General features: G+C 64.1%; 11 protein-coding genes. 8 read left to right on the top strand and 3 right to left on the bottom strand.

Going from position 1 to position 16143, the window contains the following annotated elements; all coding sequences use genetic code 11:
* The first annotated feature begins 55 nt into the window (after positions 1–55).
* The 4 genes from parE (at position 56) to HJD22_RS07115 (ending at position 7298) form a co-directional block, all read left to right on the top strand.
* Positions 56–1936, top strand: coding sequence for a DNA topoisomerase IV subunit B (gene parE, locus HJD22_RS07130; protein ID WP_208654973.1), 1881 nt, complete (start codon positions 56–58; stop codon positions 1934–1936).
* Between the two features lie 6 nt (positions 1937–1942).
* The gene (gene parC, locus HJD22_RS07125; protein ID WP_208654974.1) at positions 1943–4195 is read left to right on the top strand and encodes a DNA topoisomerase IV subunit A; all 2253 of its coding nucleotides are present in this window, start codon (positions 1943–1945) and stop codon (positions 4193–4195) included.
* 24 nt (positions 4196–4219) lie between these two features.
* Complete coding sequence (serB, locus tag HJD22_RS07120; RefSeq protein ID WP_208654975.1) at positions 4220–5437, top strand: phosphoserine phosphatase SerB; 1218 nt, start codon at positions 4220–4222, stop codon at positions 5435–5437.
* A gap of 130 nt (positions 5438–5567) precedes the next feature.
* Positions 5568–7298 carry an HD domain-containing phosphohydrolase gene (locus HJD22_RS07115; protein WP_208654976.1) on the top strand — a complete coding sequence of 577 codons (1731 nt, stop codon included), beginning with the start codon at positions 5568–5570 and terminating at the stop codon, positions 7296–7298.
* Positions 7299–7322: 24 nt separating this feature from the next.
* On the opposite strand, the gene HJD22_RS07110 is transcribed toward HJD22_RS07115, so the two are convergent.
* The gene (locus HJD22_RS07110) at positions 7323–9824 is read right to left on the bottom strand and encodes an EAL domain-containing protein (protein WP_208654977.1); all 2502 of its coding nucleotides are present in this window, start codon (positions 9822–9824) and stop codon (positions 7323–7325) included.
* Positions 9825–9952: 128 nt separating this feature from the next.
* Positions 9953–10468: a hypothetical protein gene (locus HJD22_RS07105; protein ID WP_208654978.1), complete on the bottom strand. Its 516-nt coding sequence runs from the start codon at positions 10466–10468 to the stop codon at positions 9953–9955.
* A gap of 198 nt (positions 10469–10666) precedes the next feature.
* Between HJD22_RS07105 and HJD22_RS07100 the strand changes: the two genes are divergently transcribed.
* The 4 genes from HJD22_RS07100 to leuA all read left to right on the top strand — a co-directional run bounded on the left by HJD22_RS07100 (position 10667) and on the right by leuA (position 15040).
* On the top strand, positions 10667–11497 hold the full coding sequence (locus tag HJD22_RS07100) for an ion transporter (RefSeq protein ID WP_208654979.1): 831 nt from the start codon (positions 10667–10669) through the stop codon (positions 11495–11497).
* A gap of 66 nt (positions 11498–11563) precedes the next feature.
* The gene (locus tag HJD22_RS07095) at positions 11564–12601 is read left to right on the top strand and encodes a M4 family metallopeptidase (RefSeq protein WP_248730147.1); all 1038 of its coding nucleotides are present in this window, start codon (positions 11564–11566) and stop codon (positions 12599–12601) included.
* Entirely contained in the window at positions 12598–12984 is a 387-nt protein-coding gene (locus tag HJD22_RS07090; RefSeq protein ID WP_208654980.1) for a protealysin inhibitor emfourin, read from the top strand. The genes HJD22_RS07095 and HJD22_RS07090 overlap by 4 nt, the downstream gene beginning before the upstream one ends.
* A 340-nt stretch (positions 12985–13324) precedes the next feature.
* Positions 13325–15040, top strand: a complete 1716-nt coding sequence (gene leuA, locus HJD22_RS07085; protein ID WP_208654981.1) for a 2-isopropylmalate synthase — start codon at positions 13325–13327, stop codon at positions 15038–15040.
* Between the two features lie 12 nt (positions 15041–15052).
* Here leuA and epmB read toward each other — a convergent pair whose 3' ends face one another.
* Positions 15053–16096, bottom strand: coding sequence for an EF-P beta-lysylation protein EpmB (gene epmB, locus HJD22_RS07080; protein ID WP_208654982.1), 1044 nt, complete (start codon positions 16094–16096; stop codon positions 15053–15055).
* Positions 16097–16143: the final 47 nt, after the last annotated feature.

The following is a 16143-nucleotide window of genomic DNA, read 5'->3' as shown; positions in this document are numbered from 1 at the left end:
GATGCTGAAAGCGCTTTTTTCGACTCCTAATTGACAGCCATACCTTGGATGACGCATGACGCAATATAGTGCCAGCTCCATCGAGGTCCTCTCCGGGCTCGAGCCGGTGCGCAAGCGCCCCGGCATGTACACCGACACCAGCCGCCCCAACCACCTGGTTCAGGAAGTCATCGACAACAGTGTCGATGAGGCGCTTGCCGAGCACGCCCGGGAGATCAGCGTGCATCTGCTGGCCGATGGCGGCATTGAAGTGAGCGACGATGGTCGTGGCATGCCCATCGACCTGCATCCCGAGCACGGCGTGACCGGGATCGAACTGATCCTGACCAAGCTGCACGCCGGCGGCAAGTTCTCCTCCTCGAGCTACCGTTTCTCCGGCGGCCTGCATGGGGTCGGCGTCTCGGTGGTCAACGCCCTGTCCAAGCGCCTCGAAGTCGAGGTATGTCGCGATGGTAGCCGCCACGCCATGGCCTTCGAGCATGGCGACAAGGTCTCCGAGCTCGAGCTGATCGGTAGCTGCCCGAAACGTGCCACCGGCACCGTGGTGCGCTTCTGGCCCGACGAGAGCTACTTCGACAGTCCGCGGCTGTCGCTGACTCGGCTTCGCCATCTGCTGCGCGCCAAGGCGGTGCTGTGTCCCGGGCTCAAGGTGACGCTTGTCGAGAGCGACGGCGCCGAGAGCGTCTGGCAGTACGAGGATGGCCTTCGCGACTACCTGGCCCAGACCACCGATGGCTACGAGGTGCTACCGCCATCGCCGTTCGTCGGTCACTTCAACGATGACGAGCAGGGCGTGGACTGGGCGATCCAGTGGCTGCCCGAGGGGGGCGAGCTGCTTACCGAGAGCTACGTCAACCTGATCCCCACGCCGCTTGGCGGGACGCACGTCAACGGCTTTCGCTCGGGGCTGCTCGAGGCATTGCGCGAGTTCTGCGAATACCGCAGCCTGCTGCCGCGCGGCGTCAAGCTCAGCGCCGACGATCTCTGGGAGCGCGCCTGCTATGTGCTGTCGGTGAAGATGCTCGATCCGCAGTTCGCTGGCCAGACCAAGGAGCGCCTGTCGTCGCGCACCGTGGCGGGATTCGTCTCCGGGGTAGTGAAGGATGCCTTCTCTCTGTGGCTCAACGATCACGTCGAGCAGGCCGAGTTGCTGGCCGAGCTGGTGATCAGTGCCGCTCAGCGGCGCCAGAAGAGTGCCAAGAAGGTGGCGCGCAAGAAGGTCACCTCGGGGCCGGCGCTGCCCGGCAAGCTGGCCGACTGCTCGGGCCAGGACCCGGCGGCCAGCGAGCTGTTCCTGGTCGAGGGCGACTCCGCCGGCGGCAGCGCCAAGCAGGCGCGTAACCGCGAGACCCAGGCGATCCTGCCGTTGCGCGGCAAGATCCTCAATACCTGGGAGGTCGAGTCCCACGACATCTACGGCTCCCAGGAGGTGCACGATATCGCTGTGGCGATCGGCATCGACCCGGTGAGCGAGGACCTCTCGAAGCTGCGCTATCACAAGATATGCATTCTGGCCGATGCCGATTCCGACGGCCTGCACATCGCGACCCTGCTGTGCGCGTTGTTCGTGCGCCACTTTCCGGCGCTGGTCGATGCCGGCCACGTCTTCGTCGCCATGCCGCCGCTGTATCGCATCGACCTTGGCAAGGAGGTCTACTACGCGCTGGACGAGAGCGAGAAGGCGGCGACTCTCAAGCGCCTGGAGGGCAAGCGCGGCACAGTGAACGTGCAGCGTTTCAAGGGACTCGGCGAGATGAGTCCGCTGCAGCTGCGCGAGACCACCATGGCGGTGGACACCCGGCGCCTGGTGCAGCTCACCCGCGAGGTCGGCGACGGCACCATGGAGATGATGGACATGCTGCTGGCCAAGAAGCGCTCCGCCGACCGCAAGAGTTGGCTGGAAGATTACGGCAATCTTGCCGATATAGAGGTCTGATTCCCCATGCCCATGGATATCCCGGTGGCGGAGGGCGACGTCGAGCGTCTTTCGCTGCGCGAATATACCGAGAAGGCGTACCTCGACTACTCGATGTACGTGATTCTCGACCGTGCCTTGCCGCATATCGGCGATGGCATGAAGCCGGTGCAGCGGCGTATCGTCTATGCGATGCGCGAGCTGTCGCTGACTGCCAACGCCAAGTACAAGAAGTCGGCGCGTACCGTCGGCGACGTGCTGGGCAAGTTCCATCCTCATGGCGACAGCGCCTGCTACGAAGCCATGGTGCTGATGGCGCAGTCGTTCTCCTACCGCTACCCGCTGGTCGACGGGCAGGGTAACTGGGGTAGCCCCGACGACCCCAAGTCGTTCGCGGCGATGCGCTATACCGAGGCGAGGCTGTCGAAATTCTCTGAGGTGCTGCTGGCCGAGCTCGGCCAGGGCACCGTTGAGTGGACCCCCAACTTCGACGGCACCATGAACGAGCCGGTGGTGTTGCCGGCACGGCTGCCCCACGTGCTGCTCAATGGCGGTACTGGCATCGCGGTGGGCATGGCGACCGATATTCCGCCGCATAATGTCAGCGAGGTGGTCGAAGCGACCTGTCACCTGCTGCGCCACCCCGAGGCGAGCGTGGCGGATCTGCTCGAGTACATCCCGGCACCGGATTTTCCCACCGCCGCGGAGATCATCACGCCGCGCGACGATCTCAGGAAGCTCTATGAGACCGGGCGTGGCTCGGTGAAGCTGCGCGCCCGCTACACCCTGGAGGGTGGCCAGATCGTGGTCACCGCGGTGCCGTATCAGGTCAGCGGCGCCAAGGTGCTCGAGCAGATCGCCGCGCAGATGCAGGCCAAGAAGCTGCCGATGGTCGCTGACCTGCGCGACGAGTCGACTCACGAGAACCCGACTCGTCTGGTGATCGAACCGCGCTCCAATCGTGTCGATGTCGAGTCGCTGATGGCGCACCTGTTCGCCACCACTGACCTCGAGAAGAACATTCGCGTCAACATGAACGTGATCGGTCTGGACGGTCGCCCGAGGGTACTGCCGCTTCCCGCGATGCTCGGCGAATGGTTGCGCTTTCGTCGCGCGACGGTACGCCGACGCCTCGAGCACCGTCTGGGCAAGGTCGAGGAACGCTTGCATATCCTGGCTGGTCTGCTCATCGCCTATCTCGACATCGATGAGGTGATTCGCATCATCCGTGAGGAGGATGAGCCCAAGGCCGCCCTGATGAGTGCGTTCGGCCTCAGCGACCGCCAGGCCGAGGCGATCCTCGAGTTGCGCCTGCGTCATCTGGCCAAGCTCGAGGAGATGAAGATCCGTGGCGAGCAGGATGCGCTGGAAACGGAGCGCAAGCGCCTCAAGGAGCTGCTTGGCAATGATGACGCGCTCACCGACCTGATTGAGGAGGAGATTCGCGAGGCGGGCCGCGAGCATGGCGATGAGCGCCGCTCGCCGCTGGTCGCCCGCGAGGAGGCGAAAGCGCTCTCCGAGGTCGAGCTGATGGGCGCCGACCCGATTACCGTGGTGCTCTCCGAGAAGGGCTGGATCCGTGCCGCCAAGGGGCATGACATCGATCCTCAGGGGCTCTCCTACAAGTCCGGCGACAGCTTCCACCTGGCGGCGCTGGGCAAGACCAACCAGCCGCTGGTGATGCTCGACGATGGCGGGCGCGCCTACACCCTGGCCGCCCACAACCTGCCCAGCGCGCGCAGCCAGGGCGAGCCGATCACCGGACGGGTCAATACCGTTGCCGGCGCGCGTATGGTGGGGCTGATGCTGGCGCCGCCCACCACTCGCTATTTGCTCGCCTCCGATGGCGGCTATGGCTTCATTGCCTCGCTCGAGGATCTGATTGGCAAGAACAAGTCGGGCAAGGCGGTGCTGTCGCTGCCCAAGGGCTGCAACGTGCTGCCGCCCCGGCTGATTCCAGCGGATGAGGGGGCGCGCGTGGCGGCGCTTTCCAACGAGGGACGGCTGCTGGTCTTCGATATCGCGTCGCTGCCGCAGATGGCCAAGGGCAAGGGCAACAAGATGATCGACATTCCCGGGGCGCGTGCGGCGCGCCGTGAAGAGTTCGTACGCGACCTGGTGGTGCTGGGCGAGGGCGCATCGCTGGTGATCCATGCCGGCAAGCGCAAGCTGACCCTCAAGCCCGCCGATCTGGAGTACTATCGCGGCGAGCGGGGCCGCCGAGGCAGCAAGCTGCCGCGGGGCTTCCAGAAGGTCGATGGGCTCGCGGTCGATGAGTGAGTGGCTGGTGACAAGGAAATCGAGATGACAAGACGAGTGCTTATCCGGGCGACCGGCACCGCTCGCCCGGGCCAGCTTGCCGGGCTGGGGCGCGGGTTGGCCAAGGCCGGTGCACGACTGCTGGACATCAACCAGAGCGTGACCTTCGGCATCGTCTCGCTTGAGGCGTTGGTGGCCATCGACAGCGAGGCGGGCCTCGAGGGGCTGCTTGGCGAAGCGGGCGATGCGCTGGGCCTGGATGTCCAGGCGATTCAGGTCAGCGACGAGGATTATCAGCGTTGGAGCGTCCAGACGGGTGAGCCACGGCTGATCCTGACACTGCTGGCGCCGCACCTGCCGGCAGGTATCCTGGCTGAGGTGGGTGGCCTGACCGCCGAGCATGGCCTGACGGTAGAGCTGATCCATCGCCTCTCAGGCCGCGAGCCGCTGGAGGGCGGGGCGTCGATCGAGTCGCCGGCGCAGGGTGCCTGCATCGAGTGCTGGCTGCGTGGGGAGGTATTCGATCTTGCCTCGCTGCGCGAGAAGGCGCTGGCATTGGGGGCCATGCATGGCGTGGACATCGCCATTCAGGAGGACTCGATCTGGCGTCGTCACCGCCGCCTGGTGTGTTTCGACATGGACTCGACGCTGATCAAGGCCGAGGTGATAGACGAGCTGGCGCGGCGCCACGGCGTCTACGACGAAGTGGCCGAGATCACCGAGCGTGCCATGCGTGGTGAGTTGGATTTCAAGCAGAGCTTCCGGCAGCGCATGGCCAAGCTCGAGGGTCTCGATGAGTCGGTACTGGCCGAGATCGCCGACACCCTACCCTTGATGGAGGGGGCCGAGCGGCTGATGAGGCATTTGAAGCGGCTGGGCTACCGCACCGCAATCCTTTCCGGAGGCTTCACCTACTTTGCCCGGCATCTGCAGGAGAAGCTGGGCTTCGACGAGATCCACGCCAACGAGCTGGTGATCGAGAATGGCAAGGTCACTGGCGAGGTGCTCGAGCCGATCGTCGATGCCGAGCGCAAGGCCGAACTGCTGCGTGACATCGCGCATCGCGAGGGGCTCACCCTGGAGCAGACCATTGCCGTGGGTGACGGCGCCAACGACCTGAAGATGCTGGCCACGGCAGGGCTTGGCATCGCCTACCGCGCCAAGCCGCTGGTGCGACAGCAGGCTAGCCACTCGATCTCCACGCTTGGGCTCGATGCGGTGCTCTATCTGATCGGCTATCGGCAGGGCGATCTGGAGCCCTGATCGCCAGGGAAGCTCGTCAAAATTGCTGTGATGTCTCTCAAGCGGAGCAAACATTGGCCGATAATTTGGCTAACGAAAATCCGTCGGGCGCGCCCGACGGTGCCGCTTCCCTTCTCCTCACGAGGCCAGCATGTCGTCTGATGATACCCTTGTGCGCGTCGATCACCCCGGCGAGCTGCGTGAATATCTGGAAGCGCTATGCGAGCCCGGTGGCGTATCGCTGGTCATAGGCGCGCATGGTGAGCCACTTCCCGTCGTACTTAGCGATTTCGTGGAAGCGGATTGCCTGCTGGTCGACATCTCGGCTGTAAGGGAGGTGTCAGGCGAGATTGGCAAGGAGAAGGCGGTGCGTCTGGTCGGACAGGCCCGCAATGCAATGCTGAGTACCCCGCCGTTGATCCTGCGTGAATGGGTCGATGGTGAATCCCGCCGCCAGTGCCGTTTCGAATATCCCGATCACCTGCTGATCATGCACCGTCGCGATGCCTTCCGCGCCGAGCTGGGCGCGGGGATGGGTGTCGCCGTCGCGCTGCGGGCAGCACCGCCTGAGGATGCCTCGCTCGAGCCGGTGGTCGTCAACGGCATGCTCAAGAATCTCTCGCTGGGGGGCTGTCTCGTCGAGGCGCCGCTGACGCCTGCCATGCACTTCTCGCAAGGGCAGCGCATCGATAGCCTCGAGCTGATCTTCCCCAATCAGCAACGCTTCATGATGTCGGCCACGCTACGTCACATGCAGAGCGAGGCGGGCAATCAACTGGCACGCCTGGGTTGCGAGTTCGTCGGGATCCCAGCCGAGACCGAACGGCGGCTGTGGCTCTATGTACGCGAGATCGAGCGCGAGAGTGCCCGCAAGGAGAGTCAGGGCGACAGCACGCTGAAGCCCTCACCACTGTTTGCCGGGAGCTCGCCAGCTGCCCCTGCACCGCTGCGGGCGTATGGCGCGGATTATCCCACGCCGATGGCCCGGCGCTTGGCTAAGGTTGCCGCCTTCCTGAACGCTCAGCTGTTGCAGCTGCTGGAGGAAGGCAAGGTCGATGCCACGCAGTTGTCTCGGCATGCCGATCTGTTGCTCGGGTTGCTCGAGGAGGACCGCGAGGCGGTACTGTTCGCCGTCCCTTGCCTGGTCGACGAACCACTGCTGATCCAGCACGGTATCGGCGTGGCGGTGCGCCTGGCCGATCTGGCCAGGTCCCGCGGCCTGCCCCGCGATATCTGCAAGGCCGTGGCGGCAAGTGCGCTGGTGCATGATCTGGGCAAGGCGCTACTGCCGGCCCCGCTGCGCCAGGCGCTGCGTCAGAGCACCCACTTGAGCGACGATCAGCGTCATGAGCTATGGAGCCACGTCGCGCTGATCCAGGCGCGCCTGGAGGGGTGTCGCTGGCTCGCTCCCGCAATCAGCCAGGCGGTCATCGGAAACATCAACGAGCGCCTGGACGGTAGCGGCTATCCTCGCGCGCTCGCCGCCGACAGTCTGGACGAGGTATCGCGTATGGCGGCGGTGGTCGATGCGGTGGATGCCATGAGCCGGCCGCGTGCCGACCGGCGCGCCCACGGCATCAGCGAGATCTACCGCCATCTGCTGACCCTCGGCGACCGTTACGACCGCAATTGGGTCCAGGCCTACGTGCGCCACTTCGGGCTGACGCCGGTGGGGAGCCTGGCACGCTTCAAGTCCGGCGAGCTTGGCTGGGTACAGCGCCTCGATCGCGACGGTCGCATTCAGCAGGTGCAACTGACGTCTCGGGCCGTGCTGCCGGGTGCCGAGCTCGGCGAGGTGCTGACGCAGGGCCAGCTTGATCGGCTCGGCGCTCCGGAGGCGCTGGTGGTGCCGAAGATGACGCGGGAGATTCCGCTCTTCTGATTTCTGGCCGGCGATGGGCGTGCATCAGCCTGTGCGCTGAAGATAGTCACGCTGGAACTGCGCGGCATTGACCGGCCGGCCGGTGAGAAAGCCCTGCACCAGATCCACGGGATAGAGGCCCAGAGCGTTCCACTGGGCTTCGGTCTCCACACCCTCGGCGATCACTGTCAGATCGAGTTCATGGGCAAGCCCCGAAATGGCCGCCACGATGGCGCCGTCGCGTCGCTTGGCGCTCTCCAGGCGCTGGATGAAGGCGCGATCGATCTTGAGTGACGTGACCGGCAACGCCTGCAGATAGCTCAACGACGAATAGCCGGTGCCGAAGTCGTCGATGGCGATGGGACAGCCAAGCTCGCGTAGCGACTGAAGAGTGGCGATGGCGCATTGCCGTTTGTCGAGCAGCGTACTCTCGGTCAGCTCGAAACCGATCAGGCCCGCTTCCAGATCGTATTTGGCGAGGATTCCGCGAATACTCTCAGTCAGACCTGCCTGCCAGAACTGCCGGGCGGAGAGGTTGATGGCCACCGGCACCGGGGCGAGCCCCGCCGCTTTCCACTCCTTGATCTGCCTGCACACCATATGGATGACCCGCTCGCCGAGCGGCACGATCAGCCCGGAGCTTTCGGCCAGTGGGATGAAGTCGTCAGGCGAGATATCGCCCCGTTCGGGGTGGTGCCAGCGCAGTAGCGCTTCTGCTGAGTGGAGGGCGCCGCCGTCGCGCTCGAAGAGCGGCTGATAGACCACTTCGAGCCCTTCGCCACTCTCCACGGTATTGCGCAGTGAGGTCTCGAGGGCCAACTGGTTGTTTGCCTGGAAGTTCATCTCCGCGGTGTAGAGTCGGTAGGTGTTGCGCCCCTCCTGCTTGGCGCGATACATGGCAGCGTCGGCGTTGCGCACCAGGCCTTCGGCGCCGCTCTCGTCATCGGGATAGAGGCTGATGCCGAGGCTGCAGCCAACCCTGAACTCGTGCGGGCCGATCACGCAGGGCTCGCTGATCGCCTCGATCAGCCGGCGGGCAACGCGAGTGACCTCCTCGACCGCATGGATGTCCGGCAGCAACACCACGAACTCATCGCCACCGAGCCTTGCCAACGTATCGTCCTCCCGCAGCAGGTGCCGGAGCCGTTCGGCGAGCAGCAGTAGCAGCTCGTCACCCACCGCATGGCCGAGCGTATCGTTGACCTGCTTGAAGTGATCAAGATCGAAGAACAGCACCGCCAGGCGTAGCTGGTTGCGGTGTGCGTGGCGGATCGCCAGCGACAGTCGATCCTCGAGGAGGCGGCGATTGGGCAGCCGGGTCAGGGGGTCGTAGTAGGCGAGCTGACGGATCTGCTCCTCGTTCTCACGGATATGGGTGATGTCGCGAAACAGGCCGGCGTAGTGGGCAGGATTGCCCTGCTCGTCACTGATCGCGGTGATGGTGAGCAGCTCCAGATAGAGCTCGCCGCTCTTGCGCCGATTCCAGATCTCGCCACGCCAGTAGCCATGGCGCTCGATGACGTCCCACATCTGACGATAGAAGGCACGGTCGTGACGACCCGAGGCGAGCACCTCGGGGGTACGCCCGATGATCTCGTCGAGGCGGTAGCCGGTCAGGTGGGTGAAGGCGGGGTTGACGAATTCGATGCGGCTATCGGCATCGGTGATGATGATCCCCTCGAGCGAGGATTCGATCACCCGCTCGGCGAGCTGCAGGTTCTGGCGCGACTGCGCCAGGGCTCGGTCGCGCTGTTCGAGGGCGTCACGCAGATCCTTGAGATAGAGGTGCTCGCTGCCGACGAGCATGTCCTTGAAGCCGAGCAGGCCGATGACGCGCTGGTTGTCGTCGACCACTGCCAGGTGTCGAATGCGTCTGTCGAGTAGCAGGTCGCGGGCGTGAATGAGTACGTCGTCGGGCTTCACGGTGAGCAGCGGCCGGCTGGCCAGATCGCCGATCGGCGTGTCGCCGGGATGCCTTGCGACGAACCGCACCAGGTCGCGTTCGGTGATGATCCCAAGCCCCCGCATCTCGCAGTTCACCACGGCGGCATCGCAGTTGACCTGGCGCATGGCGCGAGCGGCTTCCGAGAGGCGCAGGGTGCCCTCGATAATGAGTGGGCTATCGCGCATCGCCCCGCGCACTTCACGCAGCTTCAGGTACGACTCGAGGCCCTGATTGAACGCCACATCGGTCTGCGACAGGATGCCGAGGGGCAGCCCCTCGTTATCGACGATCAGAAAATGGCGCCGCCCCTCCTCACGAAAGCGTATCGACGCTTCGCCTACCGGGGTGTCGCTCGGCAGGCTGGCCACAGGTGAACTCATCACCTCGCGAATCGGGATGCGCACCGCCTCGGGAGAGGCGAAATCCACCGACAGCGTGTCGTGTTCGGTCCAAAGCCCGACCGGCAACTGCCCCTCGCAGATCAGGATGGAGCTGCAGCGGCGCTCGGCCATGCGCTTGGCCGCTTCGCATAGCGGAGTATCCGGCGTGCAGGTCAGAAGGCCGGCCTGCATGATGCGCGCCACGGGAAGATCTTGGCTCATGCCATCCTCGTTATCGTAATCAAGCCAATGGAAATGACAGGCGAAAGGGTGCCAAGGATACCCCCGAGCATGTGGCGTTGGCCTGGGCTAGATCAAGACTTGCGCAGATCGCTCGTTCATATCTGAGGCTAGATTCTCGGCCGCACGGCCTCGCACTGATAGGTCCAGACGTTCTCGCGGGGCAGGGTGGCGCCATGTCGCGCTTGCCAGCCGGCGAGCTGCTCCTGGTCCAGATAGGTCGTGTAGTGCATCTCGCCGGTGATGCGGTTTAGGAAGAACCTGGCCCCCTCACGGCTGTAGCCATGAATGCCCGCCTCGGCGATGGTGGCGTTGTCGATGCCGAAATGGATATCCTCCGGCGAGCTGATGGTGTTCATCCGTGGCGAGATGACCCAGGTGCGAGGCGGTGGCGTGATCCAGCCGGCCAGGTCCGCCATCAGGATGTCGCTCAGATAGCGTTCGCGTATGTTGGCCCCCGGCGGCTGGCGGTAGAAGCTCGCCAGCGGTCGGCTAGGTTGGGATGTCATATGACACTCAACATAGAGCGTCTCCGCCTGCGGACTGGTTGAGGTGTCGGCCATCAGCAGCGTGGAGGTCACGCTGGTGGGCGCCATCAGGCACAGTGCGACGATAATCCGCTTCACGACGACTCCTTCACTGTTGCATCGATAGACAATAGGGGCATGGCTCAGCATGTCGCTGCGTTGCGCTCCTCGGTGGCATTGAGGTCATGATAAGATCGCCTCGCTTCCGGTTGCGCCGGTCCCGCGTCGTAGGACGGGCGGTGCAAGATGAAGTCGGGTCGTTTCAATTTATCATGTCGTCACTTGCGGATCTTCTCCATGGCAGAACCCTTCAACAGCTGGCAGGCCCGCTTCGAGCGCCTGCGCGCCAACAAGATATTCGAATTTTGCGTCATCTCCATCATCGTGCTATCGGCATTGCTGATCGGGGCGCGTACCTATGACGAGGTGACGCGTTTCGAGCAGGTCCTGCGGATCTTCGACATGGCGGTGACGGTATTCTTCCTGGTGGAGATCGTGATTCGCATGGCCGCCGAACAGCGGCTTCGCAACTTCTTCAAGAAGGGCTGGAACGTCTTCGACTTCCTGATCGTCGCCGCCAGTCTGATCCCCATGGACGACTCGGAGATGGTGCTGCTGGCTCGCCTGCTGCGGATCTTCCGTGTGCTGCGCCTGGTGTCGATGATTCCCGAGCTGCGCGTCCTGGTGGCGGCGCTGTTCAAGTCGATTCCGCGGATGGGCTACGTGGCGCTGTTGATGTTCATCATCTTCTACATCTACGGCGCCATCGGCAGCTTCCTGTTTCATGATGTCGACGAGCGGCTGTGGGGCAATATCTCGCTGGCGATGCTGACGTTGTTTCAGGTAGCGACCTTCGAGAGCTGGGCCACCGCCGTGCTTTATCCGACCATGGAGCACTACCCCTACGCCTGGATCTACTTCCTGACTTTCATCTTTCTCAACGCCTTCATTTTCCTCAACATGATGATCGGTATCGTGCTTGACGTGATGCAGAAGGAGAACGCGATCATGGATCTGGAGAATGGTGAGGGGGACACCGCGCAGATGAACGGCCTGCGCGACGATGTTCGCGCGCTGCGCGAGCAGCTTGGCAGGATGGAGGCGATGCTCGAGCGTCGCGAGCGCTGAACTCGCCGACCGTAGCGCCGGGATGAGCCATACTCAAGCCATGACATAGCGATCCCGGGAGGGGACATGGCCATGACGCACTCGATCCGGCGCTTCCTGCCGCCTTACCTGCTCGAGAACCTTGCCGCCAACGGCAGCCCCAGGCTAAGCGAAAGCGCCCGGCACACGTTGCTGGCCGACCGCCAGTTCCGGGCTCGGGCGGGTGGTGCGGTGGCGCCGGAGGCCAATCCCCAGCGCGGAGAGATTGCGCGCTATGTCCACTCCGCCGAGCACCGACAGCAGCTTCCCGGACGCCTGGTCAGGCGCGAGGGCGAGGCCAGCAGCAACGATCCGGCAGTGGACGAGGCGTACGAGGGTCTGGGGGCCACCTACGACTACTTCTGGCGCGTCCATCGTCGCCACTCCATCGATGACAAGGGTATGGCACTGCTGGCCACGGTCCATTATGGACAGGATTACGAGAACGCCTTCTGGGATGGCACCCAGATGGTCTTCGGCGACGGCGACGGGGAGCTGTTCAACCGCTTCACCATCGCGGTGGATATCATTGCCCACGAGCTGAGTCATGGCGTGATCGAACGCGAGGCGGCGCTGGTCTATGCTGGGCAGGCGGGAGCGCTCAACGAGTCGCTGTCGGACGTGTTCGGCAGCCTGGTCAAGCAGCATCAGCGAGGCGAGAGCGCCGACCAGGCCGACTGGCTGATCGGCCGGGGGCTGTTCACCGAACAGGTCGCGGGCGAGGCGCTGCGCTCGATGGCTGCACCCGGTAGGGCCTATGATGACCCGATACTGGGTCGCGATCCGCAACCGGGGCATATGCGCGACTTCGTCGTCACCCAGGCCGACAACGGCGGCGTGCACATCAATTCCGGCATTCCCAATCGGGCCTTTCACCTCGCCGCAGTGACACTGGGCGGTCCCGCCTGGGAGCGGGCGGGCAGGGTGTGGTACGCGACACTGCTCGATCCTCGCCTGGCTGCCGACAGCGACTTTGCCAACTTCGCCCAGCTCACGGTCGATCATGCGGCACGTATCTTCGGCCTGACGAGCCCCGAGCGACGGGCGGTGGAGCAGTGCTGGCGTGAGGTGGGGGTGCTGTCATGACTCAGGTCCCGAGACTGACCCGTGCCAGCAGGCTGTCGCTGAGTCGCGAAGGCGGGGTCGCCCACTTTCCCGGACTCGCCAAGGCGCGGCATATCGTATGCGCTGAATGCAGCGAAGAACAGCGGCGTTGGCTGCAACGGCTACTCGAGGAGGCGGCTCGCGATGTATCGCATGTCCCCGGTAATGCACCTGACCAGCGCATCTTTCGTCTGCAGGTCGATGAGAGCGGCGCGGCAGAGGCAGCCGGGGGTGAATGCTGGAGCATCGAGATCAATGAAACCGCGGCGCCGCCTGGCCTGGTGGTGCTGTGGCGAAGGGGCGAAATGCCGGGCGACGGAGCGTGCTCTGCATCGCCAGGACTTGACAAACCCCTCTCGGACTGATTTTCTGTTGCTATGAAAACGACATTTCTCACCCTACGCCTAGCCCTACGACTACTAGCCGATCGCTGATCGTGCCGGGCGATGTACTGCGCATCGCATTGTTGAGTCAAGCTAAGCCGAGGTCGAGAAATGTCATATTCCACGCGTTGCGCTACGTTCAAGCCCGCTGTCACTCCTGATGTCATTGCCATCCCTGATGACACTGCCGTCGGTAAAAGCCGTACCGATGTGCGCTGTAACCGTACTCGTCACCCACGAATTTTCGACGCCCCGGCCTGCCTCGTGCAGCCGGGGCGTTCTCGTATCCGCATGACCCAAGCGCCCAGCCGGAGATAACGCCATGATGCTCACCGATCCCGCCATCAAGTACCGCCCCTTCGTCGCCGTCGATCTGCCCGATCGTCAGTGGCCGTCGAGACGCATCGAATCGCCACCGATCTGGTGCAGCGTCGATCTGCGCGACGGCAATCAGTCATTGATCGATCCGATGGACATGGAGCGCAAGCGACGCTTCTTTGAAATGCTCGTCGAGATCGGCTTCAAGGAGATCGAGGTGGGCTTCCCCTCGGCGTCGCAGATCGACTTCGACTATGTCCGCGAGCTGATCGACAACGACCTGATTCCCGACGACGTGACCATCCAGGTGCTGACCCAGGCACGACCGCACCTGATCGAGCGAACCTTCGAGGCGCTCAAGGGGGTCAAGCGCGCCATCGTCCACGTCTATAATGCCACCGATCCGATGTTCCGTCGGGTGGTGTTCAACGTCGACAAGCCCGAGTGCATCAAGATCGCCTGCGATGCCACCGTGCAGATCAAGCAGTTGATGGAGCAGAATCCCGGCACCGACTGGACCTTCCAGTATTCGCCGGAGCTGTTCACCTCTACCGAGATGGAGTTCGCGGTGGAGATCGTCGAGGCGGTGATGGAGACCTTCGGCCCCACATCGGAGAAGCCGATGATCGTCAACCTGCCAGCCACGGTGGAAGTCGCCACGCCCAACAACTACGCCGACCAGATCGAGTGGTTCTGCCTCCACGTCAAGAATCGCGACCGCCTGATCGTCAGCGTACATCCGCACAATGATCGCGGCACCGGCGTGGCCGCGGCGGAACTCTCGGTGATGGCGGGCGCCGACCGCGTCGAGGGTACGCTGTTCGGCAACGGCGAGCGCACCGGCAATGTGGATATCGTCACCCTGGCCATGAACCTCTATACCCAGGGCGTGCACCCCGCCCTCGATTTCTCCAACATCACCCCGATCATGCGCGAGGTGGAGCACTGTAATCAGCTGCCGGTGCATCCGCGCCACCCCTATGTCGGCGATCTGGTCTTCACTGCCTTCTCCGGCTCGCACCAGGATGCCATCAAGAAGGGCATGGCCGAACGTCGACAGAATCCCGATGCGGCCTGGGAGGTTCCCTACCTGCCCATCGACCCGCTTGACGTGGGGCGCAGCTACGAGGCGGTGATCCGCGTCAATAGCCAGTCCGGCAAGGGTGGCGTCTCCTACCTGCTGGAGAGCGAGCATGGCATCGAGCTGCCGCGCCGGCTCTCAATCGAGTTCAGCCAGGTGGTCCAGGAGGTGGCGGAGCGCACGGGCAAGGAGATCACTTCGCAGATGATCTTCCAGGCCTTCTCCGACGAGTACCTGGCGCGCACCACCCCCTATGCGCTGATCAACCACCGGCTCTCCTCGGAAGCCGACAGCGCGCGGGTGCGCATCGAGGCGGCGATCGACAAGGCAGGTCGCCGCGAGAGCATCGGCGGCGAGGGCAACGGCCCGCTGGCGGCATTCATCAAGGCGCTGGTGGCGCATGGCGTGGATGCCGAGATCATCGACTACCATGAGCACTCACGTGGACAGGGCGCCGATGCCGAGGCGATCGCCTACGTGGAGGTGCGCCTTGACGGTAAGGCGGTGTTCGGTGTCGGTATCGACGAGAGCATCACCAGCGCTTCGATGAAGGCGGTGATCAGCGCCATCAACCGGTACCTCTCGAGCCAGGCGCCGGCCCCCAACGTCACCGCCGAGAGCCTTGCCGAGGCCAAGTAGGCCTCGCAGCGTCTATAAGGGTGTCTTGCTGGGCGCGCCGGGTATTTCGCGTACCAGGCGCGGCACCAGAAATCCCGGCAGCACCCGACGCAGGCCCGCGACCAGTTCGCGGGCCTCGTCGTCTGGCACGTCGAAATGGGCGGCGCCGCGTACCGCATCGAGCACGTGCAGGTAGTAGGGCAGGATGCCCGCCTCGAAGAGGCGCTCGGAGAGCGTTTCGAGCGCCGGGACGGTATCGTTGACGCCGCGCAGCAGCACGCTCTGATTGAGCAGCGCCACCCCTGCCGCCTTGAGTCTCGTGCAGGCTTCGATCACGGCTGCGTCGATCTCGTTGGCATGGTTGATATGCAGTACCACGACCTTTTGCAGACGCGTTGCGCTGAGCCAGTCGAGCAGAGCACCGTCGACCCGGTCCGGAATCACCACCGGCAGGCGCGTGTGGATGCGCAGCCGCGAGAGATGGGGGATGGCATCGAGCTGCGCCACCAGCCAGGCGAGCTGGCGATCACTGGCGGCCAGCGGGTCGCCGCCGGAGAGAATGACTTCCCGGATGCTGGCGTCTTCACGCAGGTAGTCAAGTGTCGCCTCCCACTGTGCCCGTGACGGGGCGTTATCGGCGTAGGGGAAGTGACGCCGGAAGCAGTAGCGGCAGTTGATTGCGCAGGTGGGGCTAGCGATCAGCAGCACCCGCCCGTGATACTTGTGGATCAGGCCGCGCCGGGGGGTATGGTCGCGTTCGGCCAGGGGGTCGTCGACAAATCCGGGGGCGGCGTGCCTTTCCGAAGCCAGCGGCAGTACCTGACGTAGCAGCGGGTCGTCAGGATCCCCCGGGCGGATGCGCGACAGATACGCCTCGGGAACGCGTACCTCAAACAGCGCGTGACCCTGCATGGCCCCGCTCAGCCAGCCCGGATCGAGTGCCAGGCGCCGGCAGAGTTCGGCAGGGTCGCGTACGACTCCCGCCAGCTGGCGCTGCCAGGCGCTCTCGGCCGTCGGCAACCTGATCGGCAAGGTGTCGCTTGCTCTCTGCACTTTGACGGGGCTTCGGGTTATCATGCGCTCATACCATTGGAAGGCGAAGGGCTGACCTTCGTGGAATTTTC

The sequence above is a fragment of the Halomonas sp. TA22 genome (assembly GCF_013009075.1).
Lineage (GTDB): Bacteria > Pseudomonadota > Gammaproteobacteria > Pseudomonadales > Halomonadaceae > TA22.
Note: the sequence above shows the minus strand (reverse complement) of the source record. Positions and strands in the feature narration are given on the sequence as shown.